Below are 12,153 nucleotides of genomic sequence, written 5' to 3' on the forward strand. Positions count from 1 at the left end.
CCGATCATTCCTGTGGTGCGGAGCCTGCAGCCTGAGATTCCAGCCAGATGCGCGCCTGATCTACCAGCGACACATAAGGCTTCAGTATCGGTTCGGCCTGAGGAACCGCGTCGCTGATCTGGCGCGCGTTCCCGTAGACCAGATACAGAACAATACCGATGGTCAGGATCAGCCCGAAACCACGTATGAAACCGCCGGACTTGCGCGGGGGTTCGGTGGCTTCCGGCGTGTCGTCGGCATTGTCGCTGCGTAGTGTCGTGCTGATCGCCTCGACATCCGGCAAGACATCCCGGCGCGATCCCTCAGACGCTGTTTCCGTTGCCGCAGGCCTTTTGGGGGCGACTTTGGCTTCGGGCTCGGTGTGCGCTTCCAGCCCCAGATCCGGCTGGCTTTCCAGATTTTCGGTTTCCTGCGCCCGCAATCCGGCCTCGCGCTCGGCTTCTTCGCGCAGGATGCTGGCAACCGATGGGTCCAGATTGCTGTCACTGTCAGTATTCGGAGGCTTCGGCGCGTCGGCCTCGGGTGTCTCGGCCTCGGCTGTATCCTCGACCTTGACCTCGGTTGCGGCGACCTGCTCGGGCTCTTTGGCTTGGGATGGTGCCGGCTCAACATCCGTCGGTTTTGACGGTGTCTTTTCCTGAAACCATGTTTCCTCGCAATTCGAACACTGCACGTCCCGTCCGCCCTCGGGGATAACCTCGTCCGGTACCTCGTATTGTGCGCTGCATTTCGGACATGTAAGACGCATACTGCCTCCGGGCCTGCCTTATGATCTGATAGTAGTTTTTTTAGGAATGATATTCCGTTAATACCTGCGAGCAAAGGGCGTTTTCGGTTTCGTGAGGCAAGTGTCGCCAATTCGACCCGCTACCGGCATTGAAACTGTCCGGGGGCTGGGGCAAGAAGAACGCCAAACCAAAGGGGGCAGGTGTGATCGAGCTGGAAAACGTCAGCTACAGCTACGGCGGAGGGGAGTTGCTGAGCAACGTTTCGATGCAGTTAAAGCCCGGCTCGTTTCATTTTCTGACCGGCCCATCCGGGGCCGGAAAGACCACGCTTCTCAAGCTCTGTTATGGTGCATTGTTGCCCACCGCAGGGCGGCTGAGTGTCTTTGACGAAAACGTCGCTGGACTGGACCGGGACCAGATGGCCGTGCTGCGCCGCCGGATCGGGGTGGTGCATCAGGACTGCCGCTTTCTCGATCACATGACGGTGGCTGAAAACGTCTCGCTGCCGCTGATGGTGTCGGGGCGCGGAGTGGCCGACGAACAGGACAACCTGAACGAGTTGCTGCAATGGGTGGGGCTGGGTTCCCGGCTGGACGCGCTTCCGCCTGAATTGTCCGGTGGTGAACGACAGCGCGCGGCGCTGGCCCGTGCGGTCATCCTTTCGCCGGATGTGGTGCTGGCTGACGAGCCGACCGGCAATGTGGACTGGGACATGTCGCAGCGGCTGTTGCGCCTGCTGGTCGAGCTGAACCGGATGGGCAAAACTGTATTGATCGCAACCCACGACCTGAGCCTGATCCGCGCTGCAAAAAGCCAGATTCAGGCGCGCGTTCTGCGTATCTCGCAGCGGCGCCTGCAACTGGCGGGGGCAGACCTGTGAGCAAGGGCGACATCCGCAATCTGCTGCATGCAGACAAACGCGCCGACCGGGTGGTGCCGCCAACCGGGATCACGGCGCAGTTAACCCTTTTTGTGTCAGGGGCCATGGCCTTTCTGGCTGTTTTTGCGCTGGCGCTCTCGCTTGCGTCTGGCCGTCTGGCCGACCGCTGGGCCTCAGAGCTTGCGGGCGCCGCGACGTTGCGCATCAATGCGCCCGCCGATCAGCGCGCAGCACAGACCGAGACGGCGCTGAAGGTTCTGCAGCAAACCCCCGGCGTTGCCTCGGCCCGGGCGTTGACAACCGAAGAACAGGCGGCGTTGCTGGCCCCGTGGTTCGGCCCCGACCTGCCGCTCGACAGCCTGCCGGTTCCCCAGTTGATCGAGATTACCGAAGGTGAGCCGGGCATCGACACCATGGGTCTGCGCCTGCGGCTTGGGGCCGAGGTTCCGGGCGCCGTGCTGGACGATCATACGCGCTGGCGCGAACCTTTGGTGGATGCCGCCATCTCGCTCAGGCGTCTGGGCCTGATCTCGATCCTGCTGATTGGCGGGGCCACTGCGGCAATGATCACGCTGGCAGCCAATGCCTCGCTGGCTGCGAACGCGCAGGTGATCGAGGTGTTACGCCTGATCGGGGCAAAAGACCGCTTCATCGCCGGCGCTTTCGTGCGCCGCTTTACCTATCGCGCCCTGTTCGGTTCTGCCGTCGGAACGCTGTTTGGCATGACCGGCGTGCTGCTGCTGCCCGAGGCATCCGATGCGGGCGGGTTTCTGACCGGTCTTGGGTTTCAGGGCATCGGCTGGGTTCTGCCCGCCCTGATCCCTCTGTTGGGTGCAGTCGTGGCGTTTTTCGCCACATGGAACGCGGCGCGCCGCAAGTTAAAGGAGCTTTCGTGATGGCCCTGGCAATTCAGTGGGTGCGGTCGCTTGTTTTCACGATCCTGATGTACGTCTGGATGCTGTTTCTGGGGCTTCTGTTTGCGCCTTATGCACTGGTCACCAAAAGAGGCGCCTTGCAGGCATGCAAGCTGTATGCGGGCAGTACGATCTGGCTGGCGCGATGGATGGTCGGCATCCGCAGCGAGGTGCGCGGACCGGTCCCGACCGGCGAAGTGATGATCGCGGCGAAACACCAGTCGTTCTTTGACATTCTGATCATTTTCGACGCCGTGCCGCATGCTAAATTCATCATGAAACGAGAGCTTTTGTGGACACCCATCATCGGCATATACGCCAAGCGGCTCGGGTGCATTCCCGTCGACCGAGGCAGGAAGGGTGCTGCGATCGCAAAGATGGTCAAGGACGTCGCCCGCGAATTCTCTGAACCCGGCCAGCTGGTGATCTATCCACAAGGGACTCGGGTCGCACCGGGGGCGAAGAAACCCTATAAGGTCGGTACCGCCGTTCTGTACGAAGGGCTTGAAAACCCCTGTGTTCCGGCGGCGACAAATGTGGGGGTTTTCTGGCCCAGAACAGGCATCCTGCGCAAACCCGGCCACGCGATTGTGGAATTTCTTGAACCGATCGCACCGGGGGTCCGGAAAAACGATTTCATGGCACGGCTCGAGGATTTGGTCGAGACGCGCTCGAACGAACTGATGCGCGAAGTGGGGTTTGATCCGGATGCAGTTCATTAAAGATATTGCGGCGCTTGAAGCGCTTTATGGTTCCCCGGGTGCTCCGGCCTTGCGCAAGGTGGCCCGCCGCCTGACGCCGCTTTATCGGCAATGGATCATGGCCTCTCGCATTTGCGTGCTCAGCACGGTCGGACCGGAAGGCGTCGATGGCAGCCCGCGTGGCGACGATGGGCCGGTGGTGCTCGAGCTTGACCCGGGTACGCTGGCCTTGCCGGACTGGCGCGGCAACAACCGGCTGGATTCGCTGCGCAACATCGTGCGTGACCCGCGCGTGGCGCTGATGTTCATGGTGCCTGGATCGAACAATGTGGTGCGTTTGAACGGCAGGGCGCGCTTGACTGCAGACGAGGCATTGCGCGATCGGTTTGAAAAGAACGGAAAACGCCCTGCGACCGTGATCGTGGTAGAGATCGAAGAAATCTACACACAATGCGCCCGCGCCCTCATCCGGGCGAAAACTTGGGCGGGCGCGGATGAAAGTCCGGAGTTGCCAACCGTCGGTGAGATACTGGCCGAGATGACAGACGGAGAAGAAGGCGGCGCGCGCTATGATCAGGAATGGGGCGCGCGCGCAGCAAAGACGATGTGGTGAGCAAGACCAGATGCTGAAAATGTGCTATTATGTCGGCATATTTTTCAGAAAGGGAATTGCATGCCTGATGTTAAGTATTTGTTTTTTCACACAGCCGCTGCAGACATTCGTAATGTGGATGCGCAAAAGATCGATGAATGGCACAGAGCCAAAGGTTGGAACGGCATAGGTTATCACTACGTCATCACGGATGACCGGCATGACACCAAGCCCGACGGGTTGGTGGAGGCGGGGCGTCCGGAAACCAGGGACGGCGCGCAGGTCTTTGGGGCAAACGGAATATCTCTGGGAATCTGCTGTGCAGGTCACGGCAACAAATCCGATTTCACAAACGCGCAGAAAGTCTCGCTGGTGAAATTGCTGACAAGCCTCGCCGAAAAGTACTCGGTTCCGACCCAGAACATCCTCGGCCATCGCGAGGTCAATGATCTGGTCGCTGCGGGCATTCTGGGCGATCACGCCAAGACGTCAAAATCCTGTCCCGGTCACAAGGTCAACACTGATGAGATCAGGGGACTGGTCGAGGTGGCGCGGGCAAATGGGGGCGTCGCGCCTGCAGCAGCTGCTGGTGTCGTAACCGAGGCAGCGGTTGCCGAAGCTATCAGGGTCATTGCCCGTGGTGAAAACGTGTTGGGTAACGCAACCGACGAATGGCGCCAGTTCTACTTTAATGGTGAAATTCAGGCCTTGCTGGCGCACTAAAAAGGCGCGCAGAAATCTGCACGCCCTGAATGCTTTGCCCAGTGGCTGTTCTGAGTCAGCTGTGAATCGGGCCGTCGCCGCAGGCCAAAGCTGCCTCGCGCACTGCTTCGGAATAGGTCGGATGTGCATGGCAGGTCAGGGCCAGATCCTCGGCGGATGCGCCGAACTCCATCGCGACACAGACCTCGTGAATCAATTCACCCGCTGCCGGACCGATGATATGCGCCCCCAGAATGCGGTCGGTTTCCTTGTCGGCTAGGATCTTCACGAACCCGTCCGGCGCCAGCGTGGCCTTGGCCCGTCCGTTGCCCATGAACATGAACTTACCCACCTTGTAGGCGCGCCCCTGTTCCTTGAGCGTCTGTTCCGTCTCACCCACGTTGGCCACTTCGGGCGCAGTGTAGATCACGCCGGGAATGACGCCGTAGTTCACATGACCATGCTTGCCCGCCACTTGTTCCGCGGCGGCCATGCCCTCGTCTTCGGCCTTGTGCGCCAGCATCGGCCCCTCGGTCACGTCGCCGATGGCATAGATGCCGGGAATATTGGTCTGCCAGTCCGCGCCGACCTTGATCTGGCCATGCTTGGTCTTCTCGACGCCCAAGGCGTCGAGCCCCAAACCCTCGGAATAAGGGCGGCGACCGGTGGCCAGCAGAACGGTATCCGCGTCGATGACATGCTCGCTGTCATCCTTGCGCAGCTTGTAGGTCACCTTGGCCTTGGTCTTGGTCGCTTCGGTCTTTTGCACCGCCGCGCCCATGATGAACTTCAGGCCCTGCTTCTTGAGGATACGCTGAAAGGTTTTCTGCACCTCGCCATCCATGCCGGGTGTAATCACGTCGAGGAATTCGATCACCGTCACCTCGGCACCCAGACGGCTATAGACCGAGCCCAGCTCCAGCCCGATCACACCCGCGCCGATCACGACCATCTTTTTCGGAATCTTGCCCAGCTCAAGCGCGCCTGTCGACGTCACGACAACCTTTTCATCAACATCCACACCGGGCAATGAGGCCGCTTCGGAGCCGGATGCGATGATGATGTTCTTGGCCTCGTGAACCTCGTCACCCACCTGAACCTTGCCGACGGCAGGGATCGATCCCCAGCCCTTGATCCAGTCGATCTTGTTCTTCTTGAACAGGAACTCGATGCCCTTGGTGTTGCCTTCGATAACTTCGTTCTTGTAGGCCAGCATCTGTTTCCAGTCGACCGAAGGGGTTTTACCCTTCAGACCCATCTTGGCAAAGTTGTGCTCGGCCTCGTGCAACTGGTGGCTGGCATGCAGCAGCGCCTTGGACGGGATGCAGCCGACGTTCAGGCATGTGCCGCCCAGCGTCTCGCGCCCCTCGACAACGGCGGTTTTCAACCCCAGTTGCGCGCAGCGGATGGCGCAGACATAGCCGCCGGGCCCGGCGCCGATTACGATGACGTCATAGTTAGCCATTATACTCTCCTAAATCGACCGGGTTGACCGGTGTCTGCAGGATCCGATCTTGCCGGATCACTGCACGTCGTTCTTCAAACAGGTTCCAGCAGCTTGATCGAGATATGCGCAATACCGCCGCGTTCGTGGTGCATAGACAGTTCCTCAGATCCGAAAAAGGCCCGGGCCTTGTCCAGATTCGTGACCTCGAACATGGCGATCGCGTGATCCTTCTGATCTGGATCACGCCAGACGTGCAGGTCGCGGATACCCGCGGCCTTGCGCATCGGTTTGTCCTCGCGGAACACTTTCAGCCAGACATCGAAATCGGCCACATCGGCCTGCCAGAGTACATGTGTCGCCATTTTACAGATCCATCAGCAGGCGGCGCGGGTCTTCCAGCGCCTCTTTCACGCGGACAAGGAAGGTCACGGCACCTTTGCCGTCAACGATCCGGTGATCATAGGACAGGGCCAGATACATCATCGGGCGAATCTTGATCTCGCCGTTGATGACCATCGGGCGGTCCTGAATCTTGTGCATACCCAGGATTCCCGACTGCGGCGGGTTCAGAATCGGTGAAGACATCAACGAGCCGTAGACGCCACCGTTCGAGATGGTGAAAGTGCCACCCTGCATCTCAGCCATGCTCAGCTTACCTTCGCGGGCGCGCTTGCCTTTTTCGGCGATGGCTTTCTCGATGGCTGCAAAGGACATCGCATCGGCATCGCGGATCACCGGCACCACAAGACCCTGTGGGGTCCCGGCGGCAACGCCCATATGCACGAAGTTCTTGTAGACGATGTCGGTGCCGTCGATCTCGGCGTTGACTTCGGGAACCTCTTTCAGCGCATGACAGCAGGCCTTGGTGAAGAAGGACATAAAGCCCAGACGCACGCCGTGCTTCTTTTCGAACTGGTCCTTGTACTGATTGCGCAGGGCCATCACCTCGGTCATGTCCACCTCGTTATAGGTGGTCAGGATGGCGGCGGTGTTCTGGGCGTCCTTCAGGCGTTTGGCGATGGTCTGGCGCAAACGGGTCATGCGCACGCGTTCTTCGCGCGCCGCATCCTCGGCGGCGACTGGTGCACGCGGGGCCTGTGCCGCAGGGGCGGGTACCGCGGCTGCAGGCGCCGGTGCCGTGGCCGCTGCGACGGCTTTTGCCACGTCTTCTTTCATGATGCGTCCGTCGCGTCCTGTTCCGGTTACCTGATCCGCAGACAATCCGGCCTCGGCCATGGCCTTTTCCGCCGATGGTGCATTGGCCACATCCTTGGCGGCGCCGGTGGCAACCGCAGGCGTCACCGCCGCTGCGGGGGCCGCAGGAGCCGGGCTTGCGCCCGATGCGGAGCCCGAAATCACGGCCAGTTTGGCCGATGCGTCCACGGTTGTGCCTTCGGGGGCCACAATCTCGGCCAGGACACCCGCCGCAGGGGACGGAACCTCGACCGAGACCTTGTCGGTTTCCAGCTCGCACAGCATCTCGTCCTGCGCCACGCTGTCGCCGACTTTCTTGAACCATGTCGAAACGGTCGCCTCGCTGACCGATTCACCCAGTGTCGGCACCATCACGTCGACGCTGCCGCCTGCGGGGGCTGGTGCAACCGTCGGTTCAGGCGCCGCAGCAGGTGCCGGTGCAGCCCCTTCTCCGGCAGTGATGGTGGCCAGCAGGGCGTTGACACCCACTGTCTCGCCTTCGGCGGCGACAATCTCGCCCATGACACCGGCGGCGGGCGAGGGTACCTCGACCGTTACCTTGTCGGTCTCCAGCTCACAGAGCATCTCATCAACCGCGACGGCGTCGCCGGGTTTCTTGAACCATGTCGCAACCGTGGCTTCGGTTACCGACTCGCCAAGCGTGGGAACACGAACTTCAATCGTCATCGCTTACTTTCCTTCGATGCTCAGCGCTTCGTTCACGAGCGCTTCTTGTTGGGCTTTGTGCTGGCTGGCCAGACCCGTCGCGGGCGAGGCCGAAGTTGCGCGACCCACATAGCGGGGTCGTTTGTAATCGGCGCCGATGCGGGTCAGCACCCATTCGATATTGGGCTCGATAAAGGTCCAGGCCCCCTGATTTTTGGGTTCTTCCTGACACCAGACCATCTCGGCCCCTTTGAAGCGCTCAAGCTCGTTGATCAGCGAGTGCGCCGGGAAGGGATAAAACTGCTCGATCCGCATTAGATAGACGTCGTCGATGCCACGCGCGTCGCGTTCTTCCAGTAAGTCGAAATAGACCTTGCCGGAACACATCACCACGCGCTTGATCTTGTCGTCCTTGACCAGCTTGGTGTCCGAGTTGCCTTTCTGCGCGTCATCCCACAGCACCCGGTGGAAACTGGACCCGGTGGTGAAATCATCGGCCGTGCTGACAGCCAGCTTGTGGCGCAGCAGCGATTTGGGCGTCACCAGGATCAGCGGCTTGCGGAAGGTCCGGTGCAGCTGACGGCGCAGGATGTGGAAGTAGTTTGCAGGCGTTGTGCAGTTTGCCACGATCCAGTTGTCCTGCCCGCACATCTGCAGATAGCGTTCCAGCCGCGCCGAACTGTGTTCGGGGCCTTGCCCCTCAAAGCCGTGCGGCAGCAGACAGACCAGACCGGACATGCGCAGCCACTTGCTTTCGCCCGAACTGATGAACTGATCGAACATGATCTGCGCGCCGTTGGCGAAATCGCCGAACTGCGCCTCCCACAGAACCAGCGCGTTGGGTTCCGCCAGCGAATATCCGTATTCAAAGCCCAGCACCGCATATTCGCTGAGCATCGAGTCGATCACCTCGTAATTCGACTGCCCCGCGCGAATGTTGTTCAGCGGATAATACCGTTCTTCGGTTTCCTGATGGATGAACCCGGAATGACGCTGGCTGAAGGTACCGCGCGTTGCGTCCTGCCCGGCCAGACGCACCGGATAACCCTCGGTCAGCAGTGATCCAAAGGCCAGCGCCTCACCCGTGGCCCAGTCAAAGCCCGTGCCGCTGTCGAACATCTGCTTCTTGTGATCCAGCAGGCGGCCCACGGTTTTGTGCAGGGCATACCCCTCGGGCGCGCGGGTCAGCGATGCCCCAACCTCGGCCAGTGTTTCCGGCGTGATCGCAGTTTCGCCGCGCACATATTCTTCTTTGCTTTTGTCCATGTGTGACCAGCGGCCGTCCAGCCAATCGGCCTTGTTCGGCTTATAGTCCTTTCCGGACTCGAACTCGTCGTTCAGATGCGCCTGGAACGCGGCCTTCATGTCCTCGATCTCGCCCTCGGGGATCAGGCCGTCCTTGACCAGTCGCTCGGTATACAGGCTCAGCGTGGTCTTATGGGTCTTGATCTTCTTGTACATGATCGGGTTGGTGAACATGGGCTCGTCGCCCTCGTTATGACCGAACCTGCGATAGCAGAAGATGTCGATGACCACGTCCTTGTGGAACTTCTGACGGAACTCGGTCGCCACCTTCGCCGCGTGCACAACCGCTTCGGGGTCGTCACCGTTCACGTGAAAGATCGGCGCTTCGACCATCAGTGCGATGTCGGTCGGGTAAGGGCTGGACCGGCTGAAATGCGGTGCGGTGGTGAACCCGATCTGGTTGTTCACCACGATATGCATCGTGCCGCCCGTCTTGTGTCCGCGCAGGCCCGACAGGCCAAACCCTTCGGCCACCACACCCTGTCCGGCAAAGGCCGCGTCCCCATGCAGCAGAATGCCCATTACCCGGGTGCGGTCACTGTCCTTTTTCTGATCCTGCTTGGCGCGGACCTTTCCCAGTACAACCGGGTTGACCGCCTCGAGGTGCGACGGGTTGGCCGTCAGCGACAGGTGCACAGTGTTGCCGTCAAACTCGCGATCGCTGGATGCACCCAGATGATACTTCACATCACCTGATCCATCGACTTCTTCAGGTTTGAAGCTGCCGCCCTGAAACTCGTTGAAAATGGCGCGATAGGGCTTGGCCATCACGTTGGCCAGAATGTTCAGACGCCCGCGGTGCGGCATCCCGATCACGATATCCTCAAGACCCAGCGCACCGCCGCGCTTGATGATCTGTTCCATCGCGGGGATCAGCGCCTCGCCGCCATCCAGGCCGAACCGCTTGGTGCCCATGTATTTGACATGCAGGAACTTCTCGAACCCTTCGGCCTCGACCATCTTGTTCAGGATGGCCTTGCGCCCCTCGCGGGTGAAAGAGATTTCCTTGCCATATCCCTCGATCCGTTCCTTCAGCCAGGCGGCCTGTTCGGGATCGGAAATATGCATGTACTGCATCGCGAATGTGCCGCAATAGGTGCGCTTTACGATCTCGACGATCTGCCGCATGCTGGCCATCTGCAGGCCCAGCACGTTGTCGATAAAGATCGGGCGATCCATGTCCCCGTCGGTGAAGCCATAGGTCTTTGGATCAAGCTCGGGATGTGGCGTGGTTGCGCGCATGCCCAGCGGGTCCAGATCGGCTACCAGATGGCCCCGGATGCGATAGGCTCGGATCAGCATCAGCGCCCGGATCGAATCCAGTACCGCGCGCTTGATCTGTTCGTCGCTGACCGTGACGCCTGTCGCGGCGGCCTTGTCCCTGATCTTGGTGCCGGCCGCTTTGGCGTCGACCTCGGCCCATTCACCGGTCAGTGCGCCCGTCAGGTCATCGCTTGGCATCGGCGGCCAGTCGGCGCGCGCCCATGACGGCCCTTCGGCCTCTTTGCGAACATCCGGCTCGGCATCCCCCATGGCCTTGAAAAACTCGGCCCAGGCGGCATCCACCGCGCCGGGGTCCTTGGCGTACTGGGCGTATAACTGCTCCAGATATTCGGCATTGTGCCCCTGCATAAAGCTTGAGGCATGAAAGGCAGAGTTGGGCGTTTGTTCGGTCATTGTGGGACCTCGAATGGGTAGGCGGTTACGTTTCTGATTTCAGTTTTGCGGGTGGTCCGGATAATCCAGAGCCTCAAAGACCCAGTCCATCTTTCGCCGCACGATTTCTATCGTTTCCGGGTCGAAGTAATCGGACACAGGGATATCCTTTCGTCGTTCACTCATTGACTTCTCATGAGGCAGATCAAAGCTGTTCTCCACCAGCCCAAAGCCAGCATAGATTTCATTCAGGTCGGAAAGCAGATGTTCTTTTCGAATAAAACGATTGATGATCAACTTGTCGTCGACCGACACGATTTCCCAATCGTTGCTCCAGTTTTCTGACAGGATGAAAGCTCTGAACTGTTTGAATTCTGTACTTGCGTCCTCAGACGGAAGGTTTCGCCGATGCTTCCTGAAGTGAAACTGTGAAACCGCCCTGTCAAACGGATCTCTCACGTTTGCGATCTTTGTGTAGGACTCGAATGTCCTGCGCCCCAGGTTTTCTTTGACCTCCTGGGCAGGCATGTGATTGCGCCATGGGTGGTTGCGCCAGAAATGCCATTTTGGCCGCCGCCGGTCCGATACCTCTCCTCTGGCGCCCACTATCCCATATCTGGAAGTGCGGACCTCTCCAGGTTGCAAAACACCCAGACCAGGCTCTTCGCACAAAGGCTGCAAAGCCTTTTCCGCCGAAGTACCCGCCGTCTTTGTCGTCTTCAAATATATGAAGCGGTGTTCATAACAAACGAGAACCATTTCACTGATCCTTCCCGATGTACGATTTATCGGCATCTACCTTACTCATTAACTCGAACTCGGCCGTTGGGATTCATTGGATGGGTTTGGACCGTATTGATTAGTGCCTGGCTGGCTGGGTCGCGTCAGCCACCACAGCACCAGAAGGGGCGACACAAACAGAACCAGCAGTGTTGGAATAACCACCAGCAGCGTTGCTCGGGTCAGAAGGATATCCATCGTGCCGCCGTGGAACTGGCTGGCGATGCCGATACCAAAGATCAGAACCGCAAATGCACCAACCATAAGCAGGATCGGCAGCAAGGCAAAAATCCCACTGCGCCCGGTGTCGTGCATCCGGCGGAAGGCTACGGCCAGATGCGGGATGAACACGATCAGCCCCACGATGCTTTGCACCGGGCGCGAGGACGTGGCGGTGACGGATTTCACCTCATCGGTTTCGGCTACCGAGACCTGTGTGAAGAACTGCCAGTCGATGATCCCGGCGATGATGTTCCAGATCACGATGAACAGGAAAAAGAACCAGTATTCTGGGCGGGACGCGCGCCCCGAAAAGGTGAAGAACTTGGCAAAGCAGGTGCGGACTGCGTCGGAGAAGGTCATTGAACG

General features: G+C 59.8%; 12 protein-coding genes. 5 read left to right on the plus strand and 7 right to left on the minus strand.

Translation table 11 applies throughout. The features are described from left to right. Positions 1-4 precede the first annotated feature (4 nt). Entirely contained in the window at positions 5-748 is a 744-nt protein-coding gene (locus ACR0NA_RS12800) for a zinc-ribbon domain-containing protein (protein WP_480729398.1), read from the minus strand. A 182-nt stretch (positions 749-930) separates the two neighbouring features. On the opposite strand from ACR0NA_RS12800, the gene ACR0NA_RS12805 reads away from it, so the two are divergent. Genes ACR0NA_RS12805 through ACR0NA_RS12825 form a run of 5 tightly spaced genes read left to right on the plus strand, consistent with a single transcriptional unit; the run spans position 931 to position 4,538 of the window. Further along, positions 931-1,608 carry a cell division ATP-binding protein FtsE gene (locus ACR0NA_RS12805; protein ID WP_480729554.1) on the plus strand — a complete coding sequence of 226 codons (678 nt, stop codon included), beginning with the start codon at positions 931-933 and terminating at the stop codon, positions 1,606-1,608. After that, positions 1,605-2,504, plus strand: a complete 900-nt coding sequence (locus ACR0NA_RS12810; protein ID WP_480729399.1) for a cell division protein FtsX — start codon at positions 1,605-1,607, stop codon at positions 2,502-2,504. Before ACR0NA_RS12805 ends, ACR0NA_RS12810 begins: the two co-directional genes overlap by 4 nt. Beyond that, on the plus strand, positions 2,504-3,244 hold the full coding sequence (locus ACR0NA_RS12815; RefSeq protein ID WP_480729400.1) for a lysophospholipid acyltransferase family protein: 741 nt from the start codon (positions 2,504-2,506) through the stop codon (positions 3,242-3,244). The genes ACR0NA_RS12810 and ACR0NA_RS12815 overlap by 1 nt, the downstream gene beginning before the upstream one ends. Next, a complete protein-coding gene (locus tag ACR0NA_RS12820; RefSeq protein ID WP_480729401.1) occupies positions 3,231-3,836 on the plus strand; it encodes a pyridoxamine 5'-phosphate oxidase family protein in 606 nt (201 codons plus the stop codon). The genes ACR0NA_RS12815 and ACR0NA_RS12820 overlap by 14 nt, the downstream gene beginning before the upstream one ends. Positions 3,837-3,896: 60 nt before the next feature. Continuing rightward, entirely contained in the window at positions 3,897-4,538 is a 642-nt protein-coding gene (locus ACR0NA_RS12825; protein WP_480729402.1) for an N-acetylmuramoyl-L-alanine amidase, read from the plus strand. A gap of 55 nt (positions 4,539-4,593) precedes the next feature. Here the strand turns inward: ACR0NA_RS12825 and lpdA are convergent, their stop codons facing one another. The 6 genes from lpdA to ACR0NA_RS12855 all read right to left on the minus strand — a co-directional run bounded on the left by lpdA (position 4,594) and on the right by ACR0NA_RS12855 (position 12,147). After that, entirely contained in the window at positions 4,594-5,982 is a 1,389-nt protein-coding gene (gene lpdA / locus ACR0NA_RS12830; RefSeq protein WP_480729403.1) for a dihydrolipoyl dehydrogenase, read from the minus strand. Between the two features lie 74 nt (positions 5,983-6,056). Then, the gene (locus ACR0NA_RS12835; protein WP_480451514.1) at positions 6,057-6,326 is read right to left on the minus strand and encodes a hypothetical protein; all 270 of its coding nucleotides are present in this window, start codon (positions 6,324-6,326) and stop codon (positions 6,057-6,059) included. A gap of 1 nt (position 6,327) precedes the next feature. Next, a complete protein-coding gene (gene odhB / locus ACR0NA_RS12840) occupies positions 6,328-7,845 on the minus strand; it encodes a 2-oxoglutarate dehydrogenase complex dihydrolipoyllysine-residue succinyltransferase (protein ID WP_480729404.1) in 1,518 nt (505 codons plus the stop codon). 3 nt (positions 7,846-7,848) lie between these two features. After that, entirely contained in the window at positions 7,849-10,806 is a 2,958-nt protein-coding gene (locus tag ACR0NA_RS12845) for a 2-oxoglutarate dehydrogenase E1 component (protein ID WP_480729405.1), read from the minus strand. 39 nt (positions 10,807-10,845) lie between these two features. Then, entirely contained in the window at positions 10,846-11,580 is a 735-nt protein-coding gene (locus ACR0NA_RS12850; protein ID WP_480729406.1) for a sulfotransferase family 2 domain-containing protein, read from the minus strand. A gap of 12 nt (positions 11,581-11,592) precedes the next feature. Then, the gene (locus ACR0NA_RS12855; protein ID WP_480729407.1) at positions 11,593-12,147 is read right to left on the minus strand and encodes a DUF805 domain-containing protein; all 555 of its coding nucleotides are present in this window, start codon (positions 12,145-12,147) and stop codon (positions 11,593-11,595) included. Between the last annotated feature and the right edge of the window lie 6 nt (positions 12,148-12,153).

Source organism: Ruegeria sp. C11 (assembly GCF_056537725.1).

Excerpts from the sequence above, each read along its gene's own strand:
- ACR0NA_RS12820 (WP_480729401.1), top strand. The coding sequence starts at position 3,231 with ATGCAGTTCATTAAAGATATTGCGGCGCTTGAAGCGCTTTATGGTTCC.
- odhB (WP_480729404.1), bottom strand. The coding sequence starts at position 7,845 with ATGACGATTGAAGTTCGTGTTCCCACGCTTGGCGAGTCGGTAACCGAA.
- ACR0NA_RS12835 (WP_480451514.1), bottom strand. The coding sequence starts at position 6,326 with ATGGCGACACATGTACTCTGGCAGGCCGATGTGGCCGATTTCGATGTC.
- ACR0NA_RS12855 (WP_480729407.1), bottom strand. The coding sequence starts at position 12,147 with ATGACCTTCTCCGACGCAGTCCGCACCTGCTTTGCCAAGTTCTTCACC.
- lpdA (WP_480729403.1), bottom strand. The coding sequence starts at position 5,982 with ATGGCTAACTATGACGTCATCGTAATCGGCGCCGGGCCCGGCGGCTAT.
- ACR0NA_RS12845 (WP_480729405.1), bottom strand. The coding sequence starts at position 10,806 with ATGACCGAACAAACGCCCAACTCTGCCTTTCATGCCTCAAGCTTTATG.
- ACR0NA_RS12815 (WP_480729400.1), top strand. The coding sequence starts at position 2,504 with ATGGCCCTGGCAATTCAGTGGGTGCGGTCGCTTGTTTTCACGATCCTG.
- ACR0NA_RS12800 (WP_480729398.1), bottom strand. The coding sequence starts at position 748 with ATGCGTCTTACATGTCCGAAATGCAGCGCACAATACGAGGTACCGGAC.
- ACR0NA_RS12825 (WP_480729402.1), top strand. The coding sequence starts at position 3,897 with ATGCCTGATGTTAAGTATTTGTTTTTTCACACAGCCGCTGCAGACATT.
- ACR0NA_RS12850 (WP_480729406.1), bottom strand. The coding sequence starts at position 11,580 with ATGCCGATAAATCGTACATCGGGAAGGATCAGTGAAATGGTTCTCGTT.